Origin of the sequence: Frigidibacter oleivorans, from assembly GCF_003993775.1 — a bacterium.
GTDB classification, from domain to species: domain Bacteria; phylum Pseudomonadota; class Alphaproteobacteria; order Rhodobacterales; family Rhodobacteraceae; genus Frigidibacter; species Frigidibacter oleivorans.
On record NZ_RJRZ01000013.1, the window covers coordinates 57,634 to 82,798 of the forward strand.

Consider the following 25,165-nt stretch of genomic DNA (forward strand, 5'->3'; position numbering starts at 1 on the left):
CTAGGGTCCGGGCCGTTGTGACATACGCCCCGTGTCCTGTCTTGCCAAGCGCCGGCCCCGCGGCCCGCGCGGCCGGGCGACCGGGCCGCCGTGCCATCGGGAGGACATCATGGCTTATCGCGCGCCGCTGGCCGAATTCCGCTTCATCCTGGATCAGGTGGTGCCGCTGGCGCCCGTGGCCGCGACCGACCGCTTCGCCGAGGCGACGGGCGAGACCGTCGAGGCGATCCTGACCGAGGCCGCGCGGATGTGCGACGAGGTCATGGCCCCCCTGCAGCGGGCGGGCGACCTGCATCCGGCCCGGCTGGAGAACGGCGTGGTGCGGGCCTCGCCGGGCTTCGCCGAGGGCTATCGCGCCATCGCCGAGGGCGGCTGGGTCGGGCTGGCCGCCGATCCGGCGCAGGGCGGCATGGGCCTGCCGCAGACGCTGAACGTGGCGGTGAACGACATGATGTCGGGCGCCTGCCTCGCGCTGCAGCTGAACCCGCTGCTGACCCAGGGCCAGATCGAGGCGCTGGAACATCATGCCTCGCCCGAGCTGCAGGCGCTGTATCTGCCGAAGCTGATCTCGGGCGAATGGTCGGGGACGATGAACCTGACCGAACCGCAGGCGGGGTCCGATGTCGGCGCGCTGCGGACCCGGGCGGAACCCAAGGGCGACGGCACCTATGCCGTGACCGGGCAGAAGATCTTCATCAGCTGGGGCGACAGCGACGTCACCGCCAATGTCTGCCATCTGGTGCTGGCGCGGCTGCCGGATGCCGCGCCGGGAACGAAGGGCATCAGCCTGTTCATGGTGCCGAAATACCTGCCCGACGCACAGGGCCGGCCGGGGCAGGCGAATGCGCTGAAGGTCGTCAGCCTCGAACACAAGATGGGCCTGCACGGCTCGCCCACCTGCGTGATGGCCTTCGAGGGCGCGACCGGCTGGCTGGTGGGCGAGCCGAACAAGGGCATGGCGGCGATGTTCACGATGATGAACAACGCGCGGCTGGCCGTGGGCGTGCAGGGCATCGGCGTGGCCGAGGCCGCCTACCAGAAGGCGCTGGCCTATGCCGCCGACCGCCGGCAGATGGGGCCGATCCTCGACCATGCGGATGTGCGGCGGATGCTGGCGGGGATGAAGGCCGACATCTTCGCCGCGCGCTGCATCGCGCTGTCCTGCGCGGTGGCCACCGACCTGGCCCGCGCCACGGATGACGGCGATTGCGCCGCGCGCGCCGCCTTCCTGACCCCCATCGCCAAGGCCTTCGGGACCGATGTCGGCATGGCGGTGTCGGACACCGGGGTGCAGGTTCACGGCGGCATGGGCTTCGTCGAGGAGACCGGTGCCGCGCAGTTCTATCGCGACGTGCGGGTGACGGCGATCTACGAAGGCACCAACGGCATCCAGGCGATGGATCTGGTGGGTCGCAAGATGATGGACGAGGGGCGCGCCGCCTTCCGGCTGCTGCAGGAGGTGCAGGACGAGGCCGCCGCCGCCCGCGCCCGGCTGCCCGACCTGGCCGGCGATGTCTGGGCCGCGACCGAGACGCTGCGCGAGGCGACCGAGGCGCTGCTGCGCACGGCGCCGCAGGACCGCTTCGCCGGTGCCGTGCCCTATCTGCGGGCCTTCGCCCGGGTGCTGGGCGGGCATTTCCACCTGAAGGCGGCGCTGGCCGAAGGTGCGGCAGGTCCGCGCGGTGCGCTGGCCCGCGTCTATATCCGCCGCCTTCTGCCGCAACATTCGGCACTGCTGGCCGAGGCGGCAGCGGGGGCGGACGATCTCTATGCCCTTTCCGGCGAGGATCTGGCAGCCTGAGGCCATGACCCTGACCGCACCCGTCCCCGCCGCCCGCACCGCCGCCGCGCCCTTCGCCATCCGCAGCCCTTGGCCGGCGCCGCCCGAACCCGGCGCCGCGACCGAGGTGGCGCCCGGCGTGCTGTGGCTGCGCCTGCCGCTGCCGATGAAGCTCGACCACGTCAACTGCTTCGCGCTGGACGAGGGCGACGGCTGGACGCTGGTCGATGCCGGAATGGATACTGCCCGGTCGCGGGACGAGTGGGAGGCGATCCTGAGCGGCCCCCTGCGCGGCCGGCCGGTGCGGCAGATGGTCGTCACCCACTACCACCCCGATCACATGGGTCTTGCCGGCTGGTTCATGGCGCGGGGCGCGGACCTTGTCACCACGCGCACCAGCTGGCTGATGGCGCGGATGCTGGTGCTGGACGAACAGGACCGCCCGGTGCCCGAGACGCTGGCCTTCTGGCGCGCGGCGGGGATGCCGGCCGAGATGCTGGCGGCCCGGGCGCAGGAGCGCCCCTACAATTTCGCCGACACGGTGCATGCCCTGCCGCTCGGCTATACCCGCGTGGCCGAGGGCGCGGTGCTGCGCATGGGCGGGCGGCGCTGGATCGTGCGCTGCGGCGACGGTCACGCCCCCGAACATGCGACATTCTGGAGCCTCGACGACGACCTGGTGCTGGGCGGCGACCAGCTGCTGCCGTCGATTTCCGCCAATCTGGGGGTCTACGCGACCGAGCCCGACGCCGATCCGGTGGCGGACTGGCTGGCCTCCTGCCGCCGCTTCGCCAGCGTGGCCGAGGACCGGCATCTGGTGCTGCCGGGGCACAAGCTGCCCTTCACCGGGCTGCCGGTGCGGATCGGGCAGATGATCGACAACCACCTGTCGGCGCTCGACCGGCTGCTGGCGCATCTGGACCGGCCGCGCAGCGCCTGCGACTGCTTCCCGCCGCTGTTCCGGCGGGAGATCGGCCCCGCCGAATTCGGGCTGGCGATGGTCGAGGCGGTCGCGCATCTGAACCACCTGCTGCACCAGGGCCGGATCCGGCGCAGCCTGACCGAGGGCGGCGTCTGGCTGTGGTCCCGGACCTGAGCGGGCCGCGGCAAAGCTGCCGCAGGTCCGGCAGGCGTGACGGCCAAGGGGCTGACACCCCGCAATGATTCGGGTATGGCGGGTGCAGGAAACATCCGCAGCACACTTTGCACGAGGGCGCGACATGGCCGAGCACAAGCCGGGCAGCATGGACATCACCACCCAGGAAAAGACCTTCGCGGGTTTCATGCGGCTGACGACATGGGCGGCGGTCCTGATCGTCGTCTCGCTGATCTTCCTCGCGCTGACCAACGGCTGAGGACTCCTTCCCCTGCCGGTGCCCGTGCCGGGCGCCGGGCCGTCCCCCTCCTCCCAGACAGCGGACCTCACATGCGCCCCATCCTTGCCGCGATCGCCCTGCCGGTCGTCCTTGCCGCCTGCGGCGCCGACAACAAATGGGCCAGCGACGCCGATGTGGCGCGGGCCGCCTATGTCAGCCCGGAACCGCCGTCGCTGACGCTCTATACCGCGATCCGGGTCAGCAGCGGCGAAGGCGGCCACAGCGCGCTGATGGTGAATTCGGGCCAGCGGGTGATGTTCGACCCCGCGGGAACCTGGTGGCACCGTACCGTGCCGGAACGGCATGACGTGCTGTATGGCATCACGCCGCAACTGCTGGACTTCTACCTCGACTACCACGCACGCGAGACCTACTACGTGCTGGAACAGAAGATCTACGTGACGCCCGAGGTGGCGGCGCTGGCGCTGGCCAAGGTGCAGGCGAACGGTCCGGTGGGCAAGGCGATGTGCGCGGCCAACACCTCGGACATCCTGAACGACCTGCCGGGATTCGAGAGGCTGCCGCAGACCCTGTTCCCCGCCCGGCTTGCCGCCGCCTTCGCCAAGCTGCCGGGGGTCGAACAGCGCCAGTACTGGGACAACGACGCCGACGACAACCGCGGCCTGCTGGCGGACCAGGGCGGCACCGGCCGGTCGGACGGCACCTTCACCCGTATCGTCGAGGTTCCCCCCGGCGCGATCAGCGGCAAGAACGGCGAGCTGCGCTGATCGTCAGATCAGCCACAGCGCCAGATACAGCACCACCGCCCCGGCCAGGATCGCCTGCAGCACGTTGCGCGTGACGATCCCCGCCGCCACCGTGGCGATCGCCGCGAGGATGCGGGCGGCATCCGGCTGGCCCCCGGTCGCCACCGGCCAGGCCACGGCGGGCGCGACCAGCGCGGGCAGCACCGCGACGGCGGTATAGCGCAGGTGGCGCAGCGCCCATTCCGGCATCTGCCGCCCCCCGATCATGCCGAGGAAGGAAAAGCGCAGCAGGAAGGTGCCGATCCCCAGCCCGAGGATCACCATCCAGATCGTCAGGTCGCTCATCGCGCCTCCTCCGGCCCGCGCCGCAGCTTGTGCCGCGACAGCCACAGTTCCGCCTGCGCGCCCGCCATCATCGCCAGCGCCGAGGCGGCCAGCAGCCCGGTATTGTGCGGCATCCATGCCAGCGCCAGCGAGGCCACGACCGACATCGTCGCCGCGGCGAGATGCGGCAGGGTCCGCAGCATCGGCGCCACCATCGCCAGGAAGGTGATGGGCACCGCGAAGTCGAGCGCGAGCCAGGGCGGGATCGCGGCGCCTACCGTCGCGCCCAGCCAGGTCGCGCCATACCAGACCGGCGCGATCACGGTCATCGTGCCGAAGAAATAGGCCAGCTTGTCGGGCAGGCTCGCCGCGGGGCGCTTGTCATATTCGACCGAGGCCAGCGCATAGGCCTGGTCGATCAGCAGATAGGCGACCAGCGCCCGCTGCCAGGTCGGGGCCTGCCCCAGATGCGGCGTCAGCGAGGCCGAGTACATCGCCATCCGCAGGTTCACGGCCAGCGCCGTGGCAAGGACGATCAGCGCCGGCGCATTGTCGGCGATCATCTGCGCCGCCGCGAATTGCGACGAGCCGGCGATCACCAGAATGGTCATCGCCATGGTCTGGTACAGGTCCAGCCCCGCCTCCTGCGCCACGACGCCGAACAGCAGCCCGAAGGGCGCGACCATCAGGATGAAGGGCAGGGCCTCACGCAGGCCGCGCCGGAAGGTCGGACGATGGAGAAGGGAGGGCATGGCAGGCTCTGGACGCGCGGTGTGCCAAGTCATAGGCATGGGGAGGGTGCGGGCGCAAGGGCCGGCGGGCCGGTCTGACCGGCCCGGCCCGACGGGCAGCGCACCGGAATGCGGGCGGAGGCGGGGATGCAGGGCCGGGCAGCGGGGCCGGGTCTGGGACCGGAGGGCGAAGGCGAATCCGGGCCGGTGGCGGGGGTGATCCTCGCCGGCGGCCTGTCGTCGCGGATGGGCGCGGACAAGGCACTGGCGATGCTGGGTGGGCAGCGGCTGCTGGACCGGGTCGCGCGGCGTCTGGCACCGCAGGTGGCCCGGATGGCGGTCAATACCAACGCGCCGCTGACGGACCCCGGCCTGCCGGTCCTTCCCGATGCGCTGCCGCCGGGGGTGCCCGACCGGCCCGGCCCGCTGGCCGGGATCCTCGCCGCGCTCGACTGGGCGGCGGCCGAGGGTTTCGCGCGGGTGGTGACGGTGCCGGTGGACACGCCCTTCCTGCCTGCGGACCTCGTGGCGCGGCTGGCCGCCGCCGGCTGCCCCGCCATCGCGGAGAGCGGCGGTCGTACGCATCCGGCGGCGGGGCTGTGGCCGGTGAGGCTGGCCCCCGCGCTGCGGGCGGCGCTGGTCGCGGGGCAGCGCCGGGTAGCCCCCTGGGCCGAGGCGGCGGGGGCGGTGCGCGTGACGTTTGCGGGCGATCCCGACCCGTTCCTGAACCTCAACACGCCCGAGGACCTTGCCCGGGCCGAGGCGCTGCTGGCCGGGCAGGGGGCGGGGCGATGACCGTCACCATCACCCGCGGCTTCGAGCCGTCGCTGCGGCCGGTGGCTGCGGGGCTCTACTGGCAGGCCTTCGGGGGCAAGCTCGGCCGGGTAATGCAGCCCGAGGCGCTGGCGCTGGCCCATGTCGCGCGGGTGATGCGGCCGGACCACGCCTTCGCGGCGCTCGACCCGGCGGGCCATCTGGTAGGGATTGCCGGGTTCCGCAGCCTGACCGCCAGCTTCGTCGGCGGCAGCACGGCGGACCTGCGCGACAGCTACGGGCGCCTCGGCGGCACGCTGCGGGGGCTGATGCTGTCGCTGCTGTCGCAGGATGTGGACAACGAACGCTTCCTCGTGGACGGGATCGCGGTGCGCGCCGACCGGCGGGGCGAGGGCATCGGCACCCGGCTGGTCGAGGCGCTGTGCGCCGAGGCGCAGGCGCGCGGCTATCGCCAGATCCGGCTGGACGTGGTGGGCGGCAATGTCCGGGCGCGGCAGCTGTATGAACGGGCGGGCTTCGCCACTGCGGCGCGCAGCCACAGCCGCGCCACCGCGGTGCTGTTCGGCTTCGACAGCGTCACCACGATGGTGCGGCCGCTGTAGCGGCCGCCCGCCGCGGCCGGTCAGTTGGCCGGCGCGGTGTCGGGTGCGGTATCGGGCGCGGCTTCGGCGTCGCCCGCCGCGCCTTCGCTGCCGCCCGCCTCGGAGGCCGGATCGGCGGCGGCCTCGGGTGCCGGTTCGGCAAGCGCGCCGTTCTCCCACCGGCCCGTCGCCGTCTCGCCCGTGGCATAGCGCATGGTGCCTTCGCCCTGCCGCTTGCCCGCGACGAAGGCGCCTTCATAGACATCGCCGTTCGGATAGGTGGCGGTGCCGGTGCCGTCGATCTCGCCCGCCTTCCAGCCGCCGACATAGCGGAAGCCGTCGGCCATCACGATCTCGCCCTCGCCCTCGCGCTGGCCGTTGACGAAGCTGCCGGTATAGACCGTGCCGTCGGCATAGGTGGCGCGGCCCTGCCCGTGGCGCTGCCCCTCGCGCCATTCGCCGTCATAGACATAGCCGTCGGGATAGGTCATCCGGCCCTGCCCGTGGTTCTTGCCGCCGAGGAAGCTGCCCTCGTAGACCAGCCCGTAGGCATAGCGGGCGATGCCTTCGCCCTCGATCACGCCGCCCTTCCACTGGCCTTCATAGGTCGAGCCGTCGGCATATGTGATCTTGCCCGCGCCGTCCTGCAGGTCGTCCGCGAAGGCGCCGACATAGACCGATCCGTCGGGATAGCGGGCGGTGCCTTCGCCCTCGATCCGGCCGGCGGTCCAGGTGCCGGTATAGCTGAACCCGTCCGCGCCGGTAAAGCTGCCCTCGCCCTCGCGCCGGTCGGCGACGAAGCCGCCCTCGTAGACATCGCCATTGGCATAGGTCACGCGGCCCTGGCCCTGACGCTTGCCCTCGACCAGTTCGCCCTCGTAGACATCGCCGTTGGCCTGGGTCAGCTTGCCCAGCCCGTCGATCTGCCCGGCCTTCCACGCGCCTTCATAGGTCAGCCCGTCCGCCATCCGCAGCACGCCCTGCCCGGCGCGCTGGCCGTCGATCAGGTCGCCCTCGTAGACCGATCCGTCGGGATAGGTGATCTTGCCCTTGCCCTGCTTGACCCCCATGACCCAGTCGCCTTCGTAGCGATAGCCGCCGGGGCTTTCCATCACGCCCTTGCCGTCATGCAGCGCGTCGGTGAAGTTCCCGGCATAGCTGGTGCCGTTGGCATAGCGGGCGACGCCCTCGCCCTGGATCTCGCCATCCACCCAGTCGCCTTCGTAGGTGCCGCCATCGGCGAAGGTGATCTTGCCCTTGCCCTGCGGCTTGCCCTTCACGAACTGGCCTTCATAGACCGATCCGTTGGGGAAGCGGGCGACGCCCTCGCCGAGGATCTCGCCCTCGACCCAGTCGCCGGAATATTCGTAGCCGTTGGGCAGGCGATAGGTGCCGCGCCCGTGCTGGCGGCCGTCCTTGAAGGTGCCCTCGTAGACGCCGCCATCCTCGTACTGCTTGGTCACCACGCCCTGCGGCGCGGCGGCCGTCGCGGCCAGCATCGCCGCCATCATCGCCGCTGCCCCGGCTGTCCGCATCCGCCTCATGTCCTGCCCGCTCCTGGTGTGTCCGGTGTTGCGAAACCCCGCGTGTCCCCCGGGCTGCCCGGCGGTGGCGGGAGGATACCTGCGCGGCCAGACCCTAAGGCCAGCCCGCCCCCGAGACAAGCGCCGGAGGGGCGGCGAAGGGCGGCGCGGGCCTTTCCTGTCCGCCCGATCCTGCTAAGACTGGCGCGCATCGCGGCGGGCGGGGCGGGACGGTCCCGGCGCGCCGCAAGACCCTTGGGACGACACCGCATGGCCGACCGCTTTCGCCTGACCCTTGCCCAGTTGAACGCCACGGTGGGCGCCATCGCCGCCAATTGCGACAAGGCCCGCGCCGCCTGGGCCGAGGGCCGGGACGCGGGGGCCGACCTCGTGGCGCTGCCTGAAATGTTCGTGACCGGCTACCAGACGCAGGATCTGGTGATGAAACCCGCCTTCGCCGAACACGCGATGCAGGCGGCAGAGCAGCTGGCCGCCGATTGCGCCGACGGGCCGGCGCTGGCCATCGGCGCGCCCTGGCGGGTGGAGGACAGGCTCTACAACGCCTACTGGGTGCTGAAGGGCGGGCGGGTGATCGCCCGGGCGCTGAAGCATCACCTGCCCAATGACGACGTGTTCGACGAAGAGCGCCTGTTCGACCACGGCCCGATTTCCGGCCCCTATGCCATCGGCGATGTCCGCATCGGCTCGCCCGTCTGCGAGGATGGCTGGTACGAGGACGTGGCCGAGACGCTGGCCGAGACGGGGGCCGAGATCCTGCTGATCCCCAACGGCTCGCCCTATCGCCGGCGCAAGCTGGACCTGCGGATGAACCACATGGTCGCACGCTCGGTCGAGACGGGCCTGCCCGTGACCTATCTGAACATGGTGGGCGGGCAGGACGATCAGGTCTTCGACGGCGCGTCCTTCGTGCTGAACCCCGGCGGTCAGGTGGCGGCGATGCTGCCGCCCTTCGCGGAAACAGTTGCCCATGTCGATTTCGCGCGCGGGCCGGAGGGCTGGCGGGCGGAACCCGCGACGCTGGCGCCGCAGCCCGACGACTGGGAACAGGACTATCACGCGATGGTTCTGGCGCTGCGTGACTATCTGGGCAAGTCGGGCATCCGCCGCGTGCTGCTCGGCCTGTCGGGGGGGATCGATTCCGCGCTGGTCGCCGCCATCGCCGCCGATGCCATCGGCCCGGACAATGTGCGCGGGGTGATGCTGCCCTCGCGCTTTACCTCGCAGGGCTCGCTCGACGATGCGGCGGATGTGGCGGGACGCCTGGGCATCCGGCTCGACACGCTGCCCATCGGCGGCCCGGTCGCGGCGGTGAGCGCGGCGCTGGACCCGTTCTTCGCCGGCACCGAACCCGGCATCGCCGAGGAAAACATCCAGAGCCGGCTGCGCGGCCTGTTGCTGATGGCGCTGTCGAACAAGACGGGCGAGATGCTGCTGACCACCGGCAACAAGTCGGAAATGGCGGTGGGCTATGCCACGATCTATGGCGACATGGCGGGCGGCTACAACCCGATCAAGGACCTCTACAAGACCCGCGTCTTCGAAACCTGCCGCTGGCGCAACATCACCCACCGGGACTGGATGCAGGGACCGCCGGGCGAGGTGATCCCGCCCGCGATCATCGACAAGCCGCCGTCGGCCGAACTGCGCGACAACCAGAAGGACGAGGACAGCCTGCCGCCCTATCCGGTGCTGGACGCGATCCTCGAGGGGCTGGTCGAGGACGAGGCGAGCGTGGCCGATCTGGTGCTGCGGGGCTTCGACCGGGCGACGGTGAAGAAGGTCGAGGGCCTGCTCTATGGCGCGGAGTGGAAGCGGTTCCAGTCCGCCCCCGGCACGCGGCTGACGACGCGGGCCTTCTGGCTGGACCGCCGCTATCCCATCGTGAACCGCTGGCGGGACGGGTCATGACCCGCAGGCCGCCCGGCGCGGCCCCGTCGGTGCTGTTCGTCGTGCCGGCCTTTCACCCGAACCTCTATTACGCGACGCGCGGACTGGCCCGGGCGGGCATCCGGGTGCATGTCTTCGCGCAGTCGCAGGATGATCATACCCCCGCCACCCATGTGGCGCTGCGCCGCTTCGGACCCGATCCCGGCTGGCGCGACCTGTCGCGGGCGCTGGATGCGGCCGCGCCGGATCTGGTGCTGATCCGGGATGCATCGCCCCTGTCGCGCCGTGCCTCGATGCTGGCCCGGCTGAAGGGGCTGGCGATGATCGGCTATGACATCAAGCCGCTGTCCCGCCGGTCGCCGCCGCGGCTGCTGCTGCAAAAGGCGCTGCGCGGCCAGCCGCCGCGCCGGGTGACGCCGGTGCGCCTGCCGCCGCCCGCCCCGCCGGCGGACCCCTGGGCCTTCTTCCTGCCGCTGCCGGTGGGCATCTATGACGACCCGCCGCCGCCCCGCCCGGCCGGCGACAGGCTGCGGGTGCTGGCGGTGGCGAAGCTCGCCCAGCCGAGGAAGAGGGTGCCGCAACTGATCGAGGAACTGGCGCCGGCGGGGCAGGCGGGGCGGATCGCGCTGACCGTGGTGGGCAGCACCACGCTCGCCGCCTCGCGCGCCGAGGCGGCGATCCTCGACCGGGTGCGCGACCTTTCGGCCGGGGCCGAATGGCTGACCCTGCTGGAGGACCGGCCCTTTCCCGAGATGCCCGCGATCCATGCCGCGCATGATGTCTGCGTCCTGCCCTCGACCGGCGAGCCGCTGGGGATCGCGCCGCTGGAGGGGATGGCCTACGGCACGGTCCCCGTGATTTCGACCGGTGCCGGCAGCGCGGGGATGATCCGGGCCGGAGAGAACGGGCTGACCGTGGACGTGCAGCAGCCGGGCCGGATCGCCGCGGCCATCGACCGGCTGGCGGCGGACCCGGCGCTGCTGGCCCGGTTGCGGGCGGGGGCGCTCGCCACCGTGGCGGACGAGCTGTCCGAGACGGCTTATGTCGCGGCGATCCGGGCGCTGATCGCCTCGCGCGGGCGGCGGATCGCGCCCTGACGGGGCCTTCCGGCGGGGCGGGCGGCGGAACATCCGGCAGGGGCGGCGGTTGGCCTTGCTGACCGTCAGAGGAGCCGCAGATGCCCGATCAAGGCCTGACCGCCCATGCCCTCAGCTGTTCGCTGCGCCGGACCGGCGCGGGCGAACCGTCCTCGAGCGAGAAGATGGTCGAGGACATCTTCGCCGCGCTCGCCCGCCACGGCGTCGCCACCGGCCATGACCGGGTCGCGGATTTCGACGTGAAGCCCGGCGTCGGTTCCGACGAGGGGCCGGGCGACGACTGGCCCGCGCTGCGCCGCCGGGTGCTGGCGGCCGACATCTTCGTGCTGGCGCTGCCGATCTGGATGGGACAGCCGTCGAGCATCGCCAAGCGGGTGCTGGAACGGATGGATGCCTTTCTGGGCGAGGCCGATGACCGGCAGCGGATGCCGCCCCTGGGCAAGGTCGCGCTGGTGGCGGTGGTGGGCAACGAGGACGGCGCCCATGCCTGCCATGCCGCCTGCTTTCAGGCGCTGAGCGATGTGGGCTTCACCATCCCGCCCAATGCCGGGATCTACTGGGTGGGCGAGGCGATGGGCCGCGTGAACTATGTCGACCTGCCCGAGCCGCCCGACAACGTCGCCTCGGCCATCGAGCTTGCCGTCTCGAATGCGGTCGCGCTGGCCCGCGCGCTGAAGGCGCATCCCTATCCGGGGGTCTGACGCCCGCGACCGGGTGCCGCTGTGCCCCGCCGCACAGGCGCGGTGCGAAACCCGCCGCCGCGCGCGGCGTTGGCGGGTGGTAGGATGCAACCGGACCCAACGGAGGACCCGTCCATGACCCAGCCGAAGATCGCCGTCATCTTCTATTCCACCTATGGCACCAACCACGCCATCGCCGAACATGCGGCCGAGGCCGCCCGCGCGGCAGGGGCCGAGGTAAAGCTGCTGAAGGTGAAGGAAACCGCCCCGTCCGAGGTCGTCGCCGGGCAGGATGCCTGGAAGGCGCAGGCCGACAAGATGGCCGACATCCCGGAGGCGACGCCCGAGGACATGGTTTGGGCGGACGGCTATTTCTTCTCGGTCCCGACGCGCTATGGCGTGGCGGCCAGCCAGATGCGCGCCTTCATCGACACGCTGGGCGGCGTCTGGTCCAAGGGTCTGCTGGCCGACAAGCCGGTGACGGCCACGACCAGCGCGCAGAACACCCATGGGGGGCAGGAGGCGACGCTCCTGTCGCTTTACACGACCTTCATGCACTGGGGCGCGATCCTCGTGCCGCCGGGCTATACCGACGACTGCATCTATGCCGCGGGCGGCAATCCCTATGGCTATTCTGCCAAGGCCGGCGCCTTCGACGATGCGGGCCGCGCGGCGGTCACGCATCAGGCGACGCGGCTGGTGCGCTACGCGCAGAAGCTGCGGGGCTGACCCGTCACGAATCCGGCATCCTCCGCTGCTAGCGTCCCGTGCGTCGCTGATCGGAGGATGCCATGCGCCGCGCCCTGTTCCTGTCCCTGATGACCGCCGGACTGCTTACCGGCCTGCCTGCCGCCGCCGAGACCCTGACGGTGATGAGCTTCAACATCTGGGGCGGCGGCGCCAACGAGGGCAAAGGCATCGACGAGACGGTGGCCGCAATCCGCGCCGCCGGGGCCGAGGTGGTGGGCCTGCAGGAAACCCGGCTGGAGGGCGATCCCTGCACCGCCGAGTCCTGCCCGCCCGGCGGCCCCTCGGTCGCGCCCGCCATCGCCGCCGCGCTCGGCTGGCAGGTGCATGACCAGACCGCCGAGAATGCGGCGCTGTGGGCCAATGCCGTGATCTCGGCCCATCCGATCACCGGCCACAGCGCCAACGATCTGGGGGTGAAGCTGGACGTGAACGGGCGCGAGGTGTGGCTGTTCAACATCCATCACGACGACGAGCCCTATCAGCCCTACCAGATCCTGAACATCGAATACGGTCCCGCCCCCTTCGTGTCGACCGCCGCCGAGGCGGAAGACTGGGCGCGGCGAACGCGCGGCGCGGCGATGGACCTGCTGGAGGCCGACATGGCCGATGCGGCGGCGGCCGATCTGGTGCTGGTGACCGGCGACTTCAACGAACCGTCGCATCTGGACTGGACCGAGGCCGCGGCGGCGGCGGGGCAGCAGCCGCTGCCGGTGGCCTGGCCGACGACCAAACGGCTGACCGATGCGGGCTTCACCGATGCCTATCGCGCCGCGCATCCCGACCCGGTGGCGAAGCCCGCCTATACCTGGACCCCGATGGGCGACGAGGCGGACCCGGAAGACCACCACGACCGCATCGACTTCGTCTTCGTGAAGGGTGGCAGCGTCACCTCGGCCGCCATCGTGGGCGAGGAGGGGCCGCGCAGCGACATCGCGGTGATGCCCTGGCCCGCCGATCACCGGGCCGTGGTGGCGACGGTCGATTTCTGAGGTCAGACCTCGGACAGCACCACCCGCTTGCGCAGCCGTTCCGCATCGCGCCGGGTGCAGAGAGCCGTCGCCTCGGTCATCACCGCTGCGGCCGCGGCGGCGGAACCGTGCCGCAGCGCCTCGGCCGCCGGCAGGTCGCGCGCCAGCGCCAGCACGAAGGCGGCGAGGAAGCTGTCGCCCGCGCCCACCGCGCTCGCCACCGGCACGTCGACGCCCGAGGCATGCAGCCGCGCGGTCGCCGTGGCGAGGGTGGAGCCGTCGGCGCCGCGCGCCACGATGGCCATATGCGCCGCGCCGGCCCGGACCAGCGACTGCGCGAAATCGGCGGTGTCGCGGCGGCTGGCCAGCGGGTGCCCCGCCACCTCGGCAGCCTCCTCCTGATCCATCCGCAGCACCTCGACCGGCCGGGTGGCGCGGATCGCCGCCGCCAGCGCCGGGCCGGAGGTATCCAGCACCAGCCGCGCCTTCGCGCGGGCCAGCCGCCGCGCCAGCGCAGCGGCGAAGTCGTCGGGCAGCCCCGGCGGCTGGCTGCCGCTGAGCACGACGAAACCGCCGGGCACCGCCAGCGCCGCGATCGCCGCCAGAACCGCGCGCCGGTCGGTCAGCCGCCACTGCGGGCCGGGCAGCATCAGCCGGTACTGCCCGCCGGTGGCGCGGTCGGTGACGGCCAGCGACTGCCGCGTCTCGCCCGGTCCGGGGAAGGGCGCGGTCGGCACGCCCTCGGCCGCCAGCAGCGCCAGCACCCGCGCGCCCGTGGCACCCCCCGCCGCGACGAAGGCCGTGGCCTGCCCGCCGAGGATATGGACAGCCCGCGCGACGTTGATGCCGCCGCCGCCCGGATCGAGGCTCGGCTCCGTCAGCCGCAGTTTCGGCCCCGGCTGCATCCCCGCCACCGATGCGGCGAGATCGAGGCAGGGGTTCAGCGTCACGGTCAGGATCGGCGCCTGCGGCACGGGCGACGCGGCAAGGGGGGCAGGCAAGATGCGGGCTCCTGCGGAGGGCGGCATGCGCGGGGCAGCGACGGGGGTCCGGGCACCATGCCCCGCGCCCCGCCCCCGCGCAAGCCGGGGGCTCAGGTGCCGAAGCCGGGCAGCATCGGCTGATAGCTGGCCGGGACGAAGCGGAAGCTCTCGCCCTCGGCCTGCAGATAGCCGAGCGCCGGGAAGGGCATGTGATAGCCGATGAAGGGCAGCCCTTCCTCGGCGATCATGCCCAGCACCCGGCGGCGGGTTTCGGCGGCCATCGGCTTGTCCATGTCGAAGCGCACCTCCCAGTCGGGATGGGGCACGGAAAAGGCGAAGTGGTTCGCCACATCCGCGATCAGCACCAGCCGGGCGCCGTCGCTGTCGAGCATATAGCTCATGTGCCCCGGGGTGTGGCCGGCGGTCAGCATCGCGGCGATGCCCGCGACCACCTCGTCGCCATCCCCGAGAAAGGTCATGCGGTCGGCCAGCGGGCGGACATTCGCCTCGAACCCGTCATTGCCGGCCTCCGACCAGTGGTCGAATTCGGCCTGCCCGGTGACATAGCGGGCATTGGCATAGGTCGGCGCACCGTTCGCCATCAGCCCGCCGATATGGTCGCCATGCATATGGGTCAGCACGACGATATCCACCTGATCGGGCTGGTAGCCGGCCGCGGTCAGCGCGGCGGTGGTGCCTTCGGCGGACAGGCCGGTATCGAACAGGACCAGTTCCGAACCGGTGTTCACCAGAACCGGGGTGAAGAAGTTCTGCGACATCTCCACCGGCACCAGCGCCGCGGCGGCGGCGGCGGCGAAATCCTCGTCGCTGGCGTTCAGGCCGAAGGTGCCATGCGGATTTTCCAGCGGGCGCGTGCCGGCCAGCAGCGTCGTCACCTCGAAGGCGCCCAGCATGACGCGGTGGAACTGGGGCATCGGGTTGCCCTCCTGCATCGGCGCGGCGGCAAGGGCCGTGCCCGCGGCCAGCAGCGCGGGCGTGGCAAGCGTGGCGGTCGCCACGGCGGAAAAGATCTGGCGGCGGGTTGGGGCGGATCCGGTCATCTGTCCTCTCGCGTCTCGGGTGGGTTCGCGCAAAGGGTAGGGCGGATGTCGGGCCGGGCGAATGTCAAAGCCGTGTGCACAGGGGCCTGTGCACCTATTCCCACCACTGGTCGATGGCGGCGATGTCCTCGTCCGACCAGCCGAAGTGATGGGCGAATTCGTGCACCGTCACATGTGCCACCAGATCGGGCAGCGCCACGTCGCCCCGGTCGCACCATTCGTCGAGGATCGGGCGGCGGAACAGCCAGACCGTGTCGGGGCGCGACGGCTGGTCCATCACCGATTTCTCGGTCATCGGGATGCCCTCGTACAGCCCCGACAGCTCGAACGGGTCGTTCAGGTCCAGCTCTTCCAGAAACTCCTCGGGCAGGAAATCCTCGACCCGCAACGCCACCTCGGCCGCGGCGGCGGCGAATTGCGGCGGCAGCGCCGCGACCGTGGCGCGGGCCATCGCCTCGATCTCTGCCGCCGAGGGTGCGGCCCGTCCGGTCCAGTGCGTCATGGCGTCCATTTCCGTCATCGGCCGTCTCCCTGGCTGTGCCCGGCCCCGATATGGACAAAACCGGGCCGATGTGAAAGAGCGGGCCGAACAGGAGCCGCCGATGTCCGATACGCCCACCCGCCCCGTCACCACCCGTTTCGCACCCTCGCCCACCGGCTATATCCATGTGGGCAACCTGCGCACGGCGCTGTTCAACTACCTGATCGCGCGGAAGTCGGGCGGGACCTTCATCCTGCGGCTGGACGATACCGACCGCGAACGGTCGAAGCCCGAATATGCCGAGGCGATCAAGGAAGACCTGGCCTGGCTGGGCCTGCACTGGGACCGGGTGGAACGGCAGTCCGACCGGCTGGGTCGCTATGCCGAGGCGGCCGAACAGCTGCGCGCGGCCGGGCGGTTCTACGAGTGTTTCGAGACGCCGACCGAACTGGACCTGAAGCGCAAGAAGCTGCTGAACATGGGCCGCCCGCCGGTCTATGACCGCGCCGCGCTGAAGCTGACCGAGGCCGACCGCGCGCGGATGCGCGCCGACGGGCGCGACGGCTACTGGCGGTTCGAGCTGAACCAGACCCGGATCGAATGGCAGGACGGCATCCTCGGCCCGATCTCGATCGACGCGGGCAGCGTGTCGGACCCGGTGCTGATCCGGGCCGACGGGCAGGTGCTGTATACCTTCGCCTCGTCGGTGGACGACATCGACATGGGCGTCACCCATATCGTGCGCGGGGCGGACCACGTCACCAACACCGCGACGCAGATCCAGATCATCGAGGCGCTCGGGGGCACCCCGCCTGCGTTTGCGCATCACTCGCTGCTGACTGGCGCGCAGGGCGAGGAACTGTCGAAACGGCTGGGCACGCTCAGCCTGCGCGACCTCCGGGCGCGGGGCGTGGCGCCCGAGGCGCTGCTGAGCCTGATGGCGCGGCTGGGGTCGAGTAAGCCGGTGGAACTGCGGATGAGCCTGGACGAACTGGCCGAGGGCTTCGACATCGCGACCTTCGGCGCGGCGCCGACGAAATTCGATGCCGAGGACCTGTTCCCCCTGACGCAGAAGCGCAACCAGGCGCTGCCCTTCGCGGCGGTGGCCGACCGGATCGCCGCGCTTGGCATCCCGGAGGGGATGGCGGAACGGTTCTGGGCCGTCGCCTCGCAGAACATCACCGTGCTGGACGATCTGGGCCACTGGGCCGATCTGGTGCTGAACGGGGCGGAGCCGGACATCGCGCCCGAGGATGCGGAATTCATCGCGCAGGCGATGACGCTGCTGCCCGACCCGCCCTATGACGCGACGACCTGGTCCGAGTGGACCGCGCGGGTGAAAGAGGCGACGGGCCGCAAGGGCAAGGCGCTGTTCATGCCGCTGCGCAAGGCCGTCACCGGGCAGGCGCAGGGGCCGGAAATGGCCGATCTGCTGCCGCTGATGCAGCGGGTGCGGGCAAAGGGCTGATCCGCCGGCCTCAGATCATCTCGGGCAGGGCCGCGGCCAGCCGGGTCAGCCCGCCCGGATGCCAGTCGAGCGCCATCAGCCGCGTGCAATCCATCACGTTGACCCGGTCCGCCTCGGCCCGGGGCGGCAGCGGATGGTCGCTGCCGGTCAGCCAGCGCACCGTCGCCAGCAGGTCGTGCCGGTCCAGCAGCAGGTCCGACACGTTGAACAGGCCCCCGGCGCGGCGATCCAGCACCGTCAGCACCGCATCGGCCACGTCCTCGCCATGCACCTCGGTCGCGACGCGGGGCGCGACGGGGCGGCCGGCGAGGTAGTCGGCGAACAGCCCCGCCCATTTGTGCGGCTGGCCCGGCGCGCCCGGCCCGTAGACGCCGGTCACCCGCAGGCTGGTGCCGGTGAAGCCGTCGCCCGACAGCGCGGCAAGGCCCTGTTCGACCTCCAGCTTCATCCGGCCATAGAGCGTGTCGGGACGGGCCGGCATGTCCTCGGTCAGCAGGGTGCCGGGCGGGTGGTCGCCATAGACGGCGCGGGTGGACAGGAAGACCGCCGCCGACAGACCCGCCGCCTTCGCTGCGCGGAACAGCGCCAGCGACCCGTCGCGATTGGCGGCGAGGAAGCCGTCGGGATCGTCGCCCTCGCCGCCGCGATACTTGCCGGGCTGATGGGCAAAGGCGCAATGCACCAGCGCCTCCTGCCCCGACAGGTCGGGCGGCGGCGCGGTCAGGTCGTAGGGCAGCACCGGCAGACCGGCGGGCAGCAGGCCATCGGGCGGCGGGCGGCGGGCGAGCAGCGTGACCGCATGTCCCGCCTCCACCGCGCCCGCGACGATGAACCGGCCCACCAGCCCGCTGCCGCCGGTGATGGCGACCCTCACCGCGACGGTCCCGGCAGGCCGGCTGCGTCGGGCACCGGCCCGTCGCCGGCATAGGCGCGCCACAGGTCGATCAGCGGGCGCAGGCGGTCGGCCTTGTCATGGTCGGCCCAGGGTTTTTCGTACTGGAAATGCAGCACCCGGATCGCGCGCCAGTCCCAAAGCTCGGGCATCGCGAACCAGACATATTGCAGCATGTTGCAGAAGACGGGCAGGCCGTGCCAGTCGGGGAAGAAGGTTTCCAGAAAGGTCTGGTCCGTCCGCCGCCAGAAGGCGCCGGGCACGTCCAGCCGGGCCAGCATCGCCGCGAAGGTCGCCTCGGAGGGGCGGGCGGTGAAGACGCCGGAATTCATCCGGTGAAAATCGGCGACGCTTTCATAGACGTTCGGGGCGGCGCAGAATTCGGGATAGTCGAACAGCACGTCGGAATTGCGCAGCACCAGCGTGTCAGCGTCGAGGAAGACCACCGCGCGGTATTCCGTCAGCTGCCACAGCCGCAGCTTGGCGAAATTGTCCAAAGGGGTGTGGAAGGGCGGCTTCGTGCCCTTGGTGAAGGCGGCGCGGGCATGCAGCGCGTCGCGGGCATGGGCCGCGTTGAATTCGGCGCCGGTGGGCAGCAGGTCCACCTGCACCAGCCGCGCGCCAAGCGCCTTCAGCGGCGCAAGGTGTTCGGCCGCGACATCGGTATGCAGCACCACCAGATCGGCCCCGGTCCCCGACAGGACGAGCGAGCGCAGCAGCGCCCGCGCGCCCGTGGCATAGTCGGGATTGGTGACCAGCGTGACCCAGGCCCGGTCGCCTTGCGCCGGGCCGTCGGCCAGAAGTCCCTCAGCCATTCACGAAACCGATTTCAGCCGCTTCCCCTCGGGGTCGTGCTCGACCCGCTTGGCGATGTCCTTGGTCCAGGCCGAGACGGCGGGCACGCGGCTGCGGTCGATGCGGTGGGCGAATTTCTTCGCCACGTCCACCACCTCGGACAGCAGGCCCTCGGCCAGCGTGGTCGGGTTCAGGCCCAGCGACAGGAACTGGTCGTTCTTCACGATCAGGTCGTTCTCCTCGGCCTCCTTGCGGGGGTTCGGCAGGTAGGCGACCTTCGCCCCGGTCATCTTCGCCACCAGTTCCGCCAGATCGCGGACGCGGTGGGTCTCGGTCATCTGGTTGAAGATGCGCACCCGCTCGCCCGCCTTCGGCGCATCGCCGATCGCCAGTTCGATGCAGCGCACGCAGTCGCGGATATGGATGAAGGCGCGGGTCTGGCCGCCGGTGCCGTGCACCGTCAGCGGGAAGCCGATCGCCGCCTGAATCAGGAAGCGGTTCAGCACCGTGCCATAGTCGCCATCATAGTCGAAGCGGTTGATCAGCTGCGGATGGCGCGCGGTCTGGTCGGTATGGGTGCCCCAGACGATGCCCTGATGCAGGTCGGTGATCCGCAGCCCGTCGTTCTGGGCGTAGAACTGGAAGAGGATCTGATCGAGGCTCTTGGTCATGTGATAGACCGAGCCGGGCCGCGTCGGATACAGGATCTGCTGCGGCTTTTTGCCGGTGGGGGTCTCGATCTCGATGTCGAGATAGCCCTCGGGGATCGGCGCGCCGACCGAGGAATAGCCATAGACGCCCATCGTCCCCAGATGGACCAGATGCGCGTCGATGCCGGTTTCGACCATCGCGGCCAGCAGGTTATGCGTGGCGTTGACGTTGTTGTTGACGGTGTAGACCTTGTGGCGGTCGGTCTTCATCGAATAGGGCGCGGCGCGCTGTTCGGCGAAATGGATGATCGCCTCGGGCTGGAACTCGGCCAGGAAGTTCTTGATGCGGTCGTATTCGCGCAGGTCGAGGAAGTGGAAGTGCAGCTTCTCGCCCGTTTCCTGCTGCCAGATCCGGCACCGTTCCTGGATCGAATCCATGGGGGTCAGCGACTGCACGCCCAGTTCGGTGTCGATCCAGCGCCGCGACAGGTTGTCGACGATATGCACCTCGTGCCCAAGGCTCGACAGGTGCAGGACCGTGGGCCAACCCACGAAGCCGTCGCCTCCCAGTACCGCAATCCGCATGTGCCGCTCTCCTTCCGGTTCGGTTGCCCGAACATGCCATGTTCGGGCCTGTGTGTCGCCTTTGCCCTGCGCATCTGTGACATGTCCATGAAAGATTTAAGACAGGCCGGGCGCAGCCGCCCGCCGATGCGCGGGCTTCCGCCGGCGTGGAACCTGCGCCATAACGACGGATCAGGGAAGGGGACAATGGCGCACAGGGTCGATCTGGTAATCTTCGATTGCGACGGCGTGCTGATCGACAGCGAGATCATCAGCGCCCGGATGCTGGTGGCCGAACTGGCGCGGCTGGGGGTGGCCATCGACCTGGCCTATGTGGGGCGGCATTTCCTCGGCCGCAGCTATCCGACGGTGCTGAAGCTGATCCGGCAGGATTTCGGTCTGATCCTGCCCGCGGATTTCGAGGTACAGTATCGCCAGCGCCTACTGGCCGCCTTCGAGGCCGGGCTGACGGTGATGCCGGGGGTGGAGCCGGTGCTGCGGGCCCTGCCGCGGCCGTGGTGCGTGGCCACCTCGTCGTCGGAGCCGCGGGCGCGGCGGTCGCTGCAGATCGCGGGGCTGGCCGATCTGGTGGGCGAGCGGCTGTTTACCGCCGGCATGGTCGCCAACGGCAAGCCCGCGCCCGACCTGTTCCTGCTGGCGGCCGCGCGGATGGGGGCCGATCCCGCCCGCTGTCTGGTGATCGAGGACAGCCTGAACGGCATCCGCGCCGCCCTTGCCGCCGGCATGCAGGTCTGGCGTTTCACCGGCGGCAGCCATATGGCGGATGCCACCGAACCCGAACCCGAGGATGCCCGCCCGCACGGGCGCTTCGCCCGGTTCGACCATTTCCCGGGCCTCGCCCCGGAGCTGTTTGCCGAGGCCGCGCGATGAGCCGTTCCGACCATGATCCGAGCCCGCTTGACGATGCCGCCCGCGCGGGCTGGCTGTCCTATGTGGGCGGCATGACGCAGGACCAGATCGCCGTCGAACTGGGCGTGTCGCGGCAGCGGGCGCAGCGGCTGGTCAGCCGGGCGATGGCCGAGGGGCTGATCCGGGTGCGGCTCGACCACCGGATCGGCGCCTGCCTGCGGCTGGAGGCGGAGCTGACCCGCCGCTTCGCGCTGATGGAATGCCGGGTGGCGCCGGCGCTGGCCCCCGGTGCCGATCCCGCCCATGGCATCGCCGGGGTCGCGGCCGAGGTGTTCGAGCGCGTGCTCGCCCGGCCCGAACCCCAGGTGATCGCGGTGGGGACGGGGCGGGCGCTGCGCGGCATGGCGGACGAATTGCAGCCGCAGCCCTGCATCCGGCACCGGATCGTGTCGCTGATCGGCAATATCGCCCCGGACGGCTCGGCCAGCTTCTTCGACGTGCTGATGCGCATCGCCGACAAGCTGCAGGCCCCGCATTACCCGATGCCGGTGCCGGTGATTTCCGACAGTGCCGAGGAGCGTGCCTCCTTCTACCGGCTGCGCCCGGTGCGGGCGGTGGTCGACCTCGCGCAGCGGGCGGACGCGACCTTCGTGGGCGTGGGCCAGATGGGCGATGACGCGCCGCTCTACAAGGACGGGTTCATCACGCTGGACGAACTGCGCGACCTGCAGCGGCAGGGCGCCTCGGGCGAGGTGGCGGGCAATATCTACGACGCCTCGGGCCGCTATCTGGAGACGGAACTGATCGGGCGCATGGGCGGGGTGCGGATCGCCCCCGCCAGCGACCGCCCGGTCGTGGGCATCGCCGCCGGTCCGACCAAGGTCGCGGCGATCCGCGCGGCGCTGACAGGCCGCATCATCAACGCGCTCGTCACCGACGAGACGACGGCGCAGGCGCTTCTGGCCTGAATTTGCACGATCTCTGGGCCGCGCACGAAAAACTGCGTTGACTTTGGCGGGGGGTTGCGAATTATTATTCGCATGGCGGGCAATTGCTCAGAGGAGAGCAGTGCCGATTTGCCGATGGGAGGACTCCATGACCATGACGATCCGCGCCCTTCTGGGGGCGTGCGCCGTTGGCGCGCTTGCCACCGCCGCCACTGCCGAGACGATCACCGTCGCCACCGTGAACAACGGCGACATGATCCGCATGCAGGGCCTGATGGCAGATTTCGAGGAAAAGCACCCCGATATCGACGTCGAATGGGTGACGCTCGAGGAAAACGTGCTGCGCCAGCGCGTGACGACCGACATCGCCACCAAGGGCGGACAGTATGACGTGCTGACCATCGGCACCTACGAGGTGCCGATCTGGGGCAAGCAGGGCTGGCTGGTCAGCCTGAACGATCTTCCGGCGGAATATGACGCCGACGACATCCTGCCGGCCATCCGCAACGGCCTGACCATCGACGGCGAGCTCTATGCCGCGCCCTTCTACGGCGAATCGTCGATGGTGATGTATCGCACCGATCTGATGGAGCAGGCCGGGCTGACGATGCCCGAGGCGCCGACCTGGGACTTCATCAAGGAAGCCGCGGCGGCGATGACCGACAAGCAGAACGAGGTCTATGGCATCTGCCTGCGCGGCAAGGCCGGCTGGGGCGAGAACATGGCCTTCCTGACCGCCATGGCCAACAGCTATGGCGCCAGGTGGTTCGACATGGACTGGCAGCCGCAGTTCGACGGCGAGGCCTGGAAGGCGACGCTGACCGACTACCTCGACCTGATGAACAACTACGGCCCGCCCGGCGCGGCCAACAACGGCTTCAACGAGAACCTCGCGCTGTTCCAGCAGGGCAAGTGCGGCATGTGGATCGACGCCACCGTCGCCGCCTCCTTCGTGACCAACGCCGCGGAATCGACCGTGGCCGACAAGGTGGGCTTCGCGCTGGCGCCCGACAAGGGCCTGGGCAAGCGCGGCAACTGGCTGTGGGCGTGGAACCTCGCGATCCCGGCCGGGTCGCAGAAGGTGGATGCCGCCAAGGCCTTCGTCGCCTGGGCGACCTCGAAGGACTACCTCGCGCTGGTGGCCGAGGAAGAGGGCTGGGCCAACGTGCCGCCGGGCACCCGCACCTCGCTGTATGAGAACCCGGAATACCAGAAGGTGCCCTTCGCCAACATGACGCTGGAATCCATCAACGCGGCGGACCCGACGGCGCCGACCGTGGACGAGGTGCCCTATGTCGGCGTGCAGTTCGTGGCGATCCCGGAATTCCAGGGCATCGGCACGGCGGTGGGCCAGCAGTTCTCGGCCGCGCTGGCCGGGACGGTGTCCGCAGAACAGGCGCTGCAATCCGCGCAGCAACTGACCGAGCGCGAGATGAAGAAGGCCGGCTACATCAAGTAAGCCGCCCGATCCTGCGGCGGGGACGGCTCCTCCCCGGTTCCCGCCGCCCTTTCTTCTCTCGCCACCCCTTCGATCAAGGAAATTCGCGATGGCGACCCAGGCTTCCCGCGCTGCCGGACGGCTGATGCTTTCGCCGGCGGTCATCCTGCTTCTGGCCTGGATGATCGTGCCGCTGGCGATGACGCTCTACTTCTCGTTCCTGCGCTACAACCTGCTGATGCCCGGCATGGAGGAATGGACGGGCTTCGACAACTACACCTACTTCCTGACCGATCCCGCCTTCTTCGACGCGCTGACCAACACGCTGCTGCTGGTGGTGGGGGTGCTGCTGATCACCACGGTGGGCGGCATCGCGCTGGCCCTGCTGCTGGACCAGCCGTTCTGGGGACAGGGGATCGTGCGCGTGCTGGTGATCGCGCCCTTCTTCGTGATGCCCACCGTGTCGGCCCTGGTCTGGAAGAACATGTTCATGAACCCGGTCAACGGGCTCTTCGCGCATCTGGCCAAGGCACTGGGGTTGCAGCCCTATGACTTCCTCGGGGTGGCGCCGCTGTTTTCCATCACCCTGATCGTCGCATGGCAATGGCTACCCTTCGCCACGCTGATCCTGCTGACCGCGCTGCAAAGCCTCGACAGCGAACAGCTGGAGGCGGCCGAGATGGACGGGGCGAGCGCGCTGTCGCGGTTCCGCCACATCATGCTGCCCCATCTGGCGCGGGCGGCGACGGTCGTGATCCTGATCCAGACGATCTTCCTGCTGTCGACCTTCGCGGAAATCCTCGTCACCACCAATGGCGGGCCCGGCACGGCATCGACCACGCTGACCTACCTCGTCTACGTGCAGTCTCTGCTGCAGTTCGACGTGGGCGGCGGTGCGGCGGGCGGCATCGTGGCGGTGATCCTGGCGAATATCGTGGCGATCTTCCTGATGCGGATGATCGGCCGGAATCTGGAGACCTGACATGGCGCGCGCCGCATCCCCCCGCCGCCGGGCGGTCACCACCGTCATCGCCTGGGCCGTCGGACTGGCGATCTTCTTCCCGATCCTCTGGATCGTGATCCTCAGCTTCAAGTCCGAGGGCGACGCGATCCGCCCGCCGCTGCAGGTGCTGACCTCGGCCTGGACGACGCATACCTATGCCGAGGTGCAGGAACGGTCGGACTATTTCCGCCATTTCATGAACTCGGTGATCATCTCCTTCGGCTCGACGCTGGCGGCGCTGGCCATCGCGATCCCGGCGGCCTGGTCCATGGCCTTCGTGCCGGGCCGCCGGACCAAGGACCTGCTGATGTGGATGCTCAGCACCAAGATGCTGCCCGCGGTGGGCGTGCTGGTGCCGATCTACCTGATCTTCCGCGATACCGGGCTGCTGGACACCCGCACGGGGCTGGTGATCGTGCTGACGATGATCAACCTGCCGATCGTCGTCTGGATGCTCTACACCTACTTCAAGGAGATCCCGTCCGAGATCCTCGAGGCGGCGCGGATGGACGGCGCCGGGCTGCGGGACGAGCTGCTGTACGTGCTGACGCCGATGGCGGTGCCGGGCATCGCCTCGACCCTGCTGCTGAACGTGATCCTCGCCTGGAACGAGGCGTTCTGGACGCTGAACCTGACAGCCTCGAAGGCGGCGCCGCTGACCGCCTTCATCGCCAGCTATTCCAGCCCCGAGGGGCTGTTCTACGCGAAACTGTCCGCCGCCTCGACGCTGGCCATCGCCCCCATCCTGATCCTCGGCTGGTTCAGCCAGAAGCAGCTGGTGCGCGGTCTGACCTTCGGCGCGGTGAAATAAGGA

Annotated in this window: 26 protein-coding genes; 17 read left to right on the top strand and 9 right to left on the bottom strand. The window is 70.2% G+C overall.

Translation table 11 applies throughout. From position 1 onward, the window contains the following. The first annotated feature begins 109 nt into the window (after window positions 1-109). From EEY80_RS14950 to EEY80_RS14965, 4 genes are all read left to right on the top strand, one after another. Window positions 110-1,801 (top strand): acyl-CoA dehydrogenase, encoded by a 1,692-nt coding sequence (locus EEY80_RS14950; RefSeq protein WP_126977753.1) that lies wholly within the window; start codon window positions 110-112, stop codon window positions 1,799-1,801. A gap of 4 nt (window positions 1,802-1,805) precedes the next feature. Continuing rightward, window positions 1,806-2,876 (top strand): MBL fold metallo-hydrolase, encoded by a 1,071-nt coding sequence (locus EEY80_RS14955; RefSeq protein WP_126977755.1) that lies wholly within the window; start codon window positions 1,806-1,808, stop codon window positions 2,874-2,876. A 124-nt stretch (window positions 2,877-3,000) separates the two neighbouring features. Beyond that, window positions 3,001-3,135 (top strand): aa3-type cytochrome c oxidase subunit IV, encoded by a 135-nt coding sequence (locus tag EEY80_RS14960; RefSeq protein WP_126977757.1) that lies wholly within the window; start codon window positions 3,001-3,003, stop codon window positions 3,133-3,135. 71 nt (window positions 3,136-3,206) lie between these two features. Then, entirely contained in the window at window positions 3,207-3,884 is a 678-nt protein-coding gene (locus tag EEY80_RS14965) for a hypothetical protein (protein WP_235829866.1), read from the top strand. A 3-nt stretch (window positions 3,885-3,887) separates the two neighbouring features. On the opposite strand, the gene EEY80_RS14970 is transcribed toward EEY80_RS14965, so the two are convergent. Both EEY80_RS14970 and EEY80_RS14975 read right to left on the bottom strand, forming a co-directional pair. Then, on the bottom strand, window positions 3,888-4,208 hold the full coding sequence (locus EEY80_RS14970; protein WP_126977759.1) for an AzlD domain-containing protein: 321 nt from the start codon (window positions 4,206-4,208) through the stop codon (window positions 3,888-3,890). After that, window positions 4,205-4,939 carry an AzlC family ABC transporter permease gene (locus EEY80_RS14975; protein WP_235829867.1) on the bottom strand — a complete coding sequence of 245 codons (735 nt, stop codon included), beginning with the start codon at window positions 4,937-4,939 and terminating at the stop codon, window positions 4,205-4,207. The genes EEY80_RS14970 and EEY80_RS14975 overlap by 4 nt, the downstream gene beginning before the upstream one ends. A 126-nt stretch (window positions 4,940-5,065) precedes the next feature. Here EEY80_RS14975 and mobA point away from each other — a divergent pair, with 126 nt between their 5' ends. After that, window positions 5,066-5,713 (top strand): molybdenum cofactor guanylyltransferase MobA, encoded by a 648-nt coding sequence (gene mobA / locus EEY80_RS14980; RefSeq protein WP_126977761.1) that lies wholly within the window; start codon window positions 5,066-5,068, stop codon window positions 5,711-5,713. Further along, window positions 5,710-6,294, top strand: coding sequence for a GNAT family N-acetyltransferase (locus tag EEY80_RS14985; RefSeq protein ID WP_126977763.1), 585 nt, complete (start codon window positions 5,710-5,712; stop codon window positions 6,292-6,294). The genes mobA and EEY80_RS14985 overlap by 4 nt, the downstream gene beginning before the upstream one ends. Before the next feature lie 20 nt (window positions 6,295-6,314). Here EEY80_RS14985 and EEY80_RS14990 read toward each other — a convergent pair whose 3' ends face one another. Continuing rightward, the gene (locus EEY80_RS14990; RefSeq protein WP_126977829.1) at window positions 6,315-7,808 is read right to left on the bottom strand and encodes an MORN repeat-containing protein; all 1,494 of its coding nucleotides are present in this window, start codon (window positions 7,806-7,808) and stop codon (window positions 6,315-6,317) included. Window positions 7,809-8,066: 258 nt separating this feature from the next. Here EEY80_RS14990 and EEY80_RS14995 point away from each other — a divergent pair, with 258 nt between their 5' ends. The 5 genes from EEY80_RS14995 (at window position 8,067) to EEY80_RS15015 (ending at window position 13,220) form a co-directional block, all read left to right on the top strand. Further along, window positions 8,067-9,725 (top strand): NAD+ synthase, encoded by a 1,659-nt coding sequence (locus tag EEY80_RS14995; RefSeq protein ID WP_126977765.1) that lies wholly within the window; start codon window positions 8,067-8,069, stop codon window positions 9,723-9,725. Further along, the gene (locus EEY80_RS15000; RefSeq protein WP_126977767.1) at window positions 9,722-10,801 is read left to right on the top strand and encodes a glycosyltransferase family 4 protein; all 1,080 of its coding nucleotides are present in this window, start codon (window positions 9,722-9,724) and stop codon (window positions 10,799-10,801) included. The genes EEY80_RS14995 and EEY80_RS15000 overlap by 4 nt, the downstream gene beginning before the upstream one ends. 80 nt (window positions 10,802-10,881) lie before the next feature. Further along, a complete protein-coding gene (locus EEY80_RS15005) occupies window positions 10,882-11,502 on the top strand; it encodes a flavodoxin family protein (RefSeq protein ID WP_126977769.1) in 621 nt (206 codons plus the stop codon). 114 nt (window positions 11,503-11,616) lie between these two features. Further along, a complete protein-coding gene (gene wrbA / locus EEY80_RS15010) occupies window positions 11,617-12,210 on the top strand; it encodes an NAD(P)H:quinone oxidoreductase type IV (protein ID WP_126977771.1) in 594 nt (197 codons plus the stop codon). Between the two features lie 62 nt (window positions 12,211-12,272). Then, a complete protein-coding gene (locus EEY80_RS15015) occupies window positions 12,273-13,220 on the top strand; it encodes an endonuclease/exonuclease/phosphatase family protein (RefSeq protein ID WP_126977773.1) in 948 nt (315 codons plus the stop codon). A 2-nt stretch (window positions 13,221-13,222) separates the two neighbouring features. Here EEY80_RS15015 and EEY80_RS15020 read toward each other — a convergent pair whose 3' ends face one another. From EEY80_RS15020 to EEY80_RS15030, 3 genes are all read right to left on the bottom strand, one after another. Beyond that, the gene (locus EEY80_RS15020) at window positions 13,223-14,200 is read right to left on the bottom strand and encodes a 1-phosphofructokinase family hexose kinase (RefSeq protein WP_268885662.1); all 978 of its coding nucleotides are present in this window, start codon (window positions 14,198-14,200) and stop codon (window positions 13,223-13,225) included. A gap of 92 nt (window positions 14,201-14,292) precedes the next feature. Then, on the bottom strand, window positions 14,293-15,243 hold the full coding sequence (locus EEY80_RS15025; protein WP_235829868.1) for an MBL fold metallo-hydrolase: 951 nt from the start codon (window positions 15,241-15,243) through the stop codon (window positions 14,293-14,295). A 94-nt stretch (window positions 15,244-15,337) separates the two neighbouring features. Beyond that, window positions 15,338-15,745 carry a metallopeptidase family protein gene (locus tag EEY80_RS15030; protein WP_126977833.1) on the bottom strand — a complete coding sequence of 136 codons (408 nt, stop codon included), beginning with the start codon at window positions 15,743-15,745 and terminating at the stop codon, window positions 15,338-15,340. A 100-nt stretch (window positions 15,746-15,845) separates the two neighbouring features. Here EEY80_RS15030 and gltX point away from each other — a divergent pair, with 100 nt between their 5' ends. After that, window positions 15,846-17,192 carry a glutamate--tRNA ligase gene (gene gltX / locus EEY80_RS15035; RefSeq protein ID WP_126977777.1) on the top strand — a complete coding sequence of 449 codons (1,347 nt, stop codon included), beginning with the start codon at window positions 15,846-15,848 and terminating at the stop codon, window positions 17,190-17,192. A 10-nt stretch (window positions 17,193-17,202) separates the two neighbouring features. Here the strand turns inward: gltX and EEY80_RS15040 are convergent, their stop codons facing one another. The 3 genes from EEY80_RS15040 to EEY80_RS15050 are packed head-to-tail and all read right to left on the bottom strand — an operon-like array spanning window position 17,203 to window position 20,114. Beyond that, window positions 17,203-18,066, bottom strand: coding sequence for an NAD-dependent epimerase/dehydratase family protein (locus tag EEY80_RS15040; protein WP_126977779.1), 864 nt, complete (start codon window positions 18,064-18,066; stop codon window positions 17,203-17,205). Further along, window positions 18,063-18,899 carry a glycosyltransferase gene (locus EEY80_RS15045; RefSeq protein WP_126977781.1) on the bottom strand — a complete coding sequence of 279 codons (837 nt, stop codon included), beginning with the start codon at window positions 18,897-18,899 and terminating at the stop codon, window positions 18,063-18,065. Before EEY80_RS15045 ends, EEY80_RS15040 begins: the two co-directional genes overlap by 4 nt. Beyond that, window positions 18,900-20,114, bottom strand: a complete 1,215-nt coding sequence (locus EEY80_RS15050; RefSeq protein ID WP_126977783.1) for an NAD-dependent epimerase/dehydratase family protein — start codon at window positions 20,112-20,114, stop codon at window positions 18,900-18,902. A 186-nt stretch (window positions 20,115-20,300) separates the two neighbouring features. Between EEY80_RS15050 and EEY80_RS15055 the strand changes: the two genes are divergently transcribed. From EEY80_RS15055 to EEY80_RS15075, 5 genes are all read left to right on the top strand, one after another. Continuing rightward, window positions 20,301-20,984 (top strand): HAD family hydrolase, encoded by a 684-nt coding sequence (locus EEY80_RS15055; RefSeq protein ID WP_126977785.1) that lies wholly within the window; start codon window positions 20,301-20,303, stop codon window positions 20,982-20,984. Continuing rightward, window positions 20,981-21,931 carry a sugar-binding transcriptional regulator gene (locus EEY80_RS15060; RefSeq protein ID WP_126977787.1) on the top strand — a complete coding sequence of 317 codons (951 nt, stop codon included), beginning with the start codon at window positions 20,981-20,983 and terminating at the stop codon, window positions 21,929-21,931. The genes EEY80_RS15055 and EEY80_RS15060 overlap by 4 nt, the downstream gene beginning before the upstream one ends. Before the next feature lie 127 nt (window positions 21,932-22,058). Continuing rightward, a complete protein-coding gene (locus EEY80_RS15065; protein ID WP_126977789.1) occupies window positions 22,059-23,369 on the top strand; it encodes an ABC transporter substrate-binding protein in 1,311 nt (436 codons plus the stop codon). Between the two features lie 88 nt (window positions 23,370-23,457). Next, the gene (locus tag EEY80_RS15070; RefSeq protein WP_126977791.1) at window positions 23,458-24,330 is read left to right on the top strand and encodes a carbohydrate ABC transporter permease; all 873 of its coding nucleotides are present in this window, start codon (window positions 23,458-23,460) and stop codon (window positions 24,328-24,330) included. A 1-nt stretch (window position 24,331) separates the two neighbouring features. Beyond that, window positions 24,332-25,162, top strand: coding sequence for a carbohydrate ABC transporter permease (locus EEY80_RS15075; RefSeq protein WP_126977793.1), 831 nt, complete (start codon window positions 24,332-24,334; stop codon window positions 25,160-25,162). Window positions 25,163-25,165: the final 3 nt, after the last annotated feature.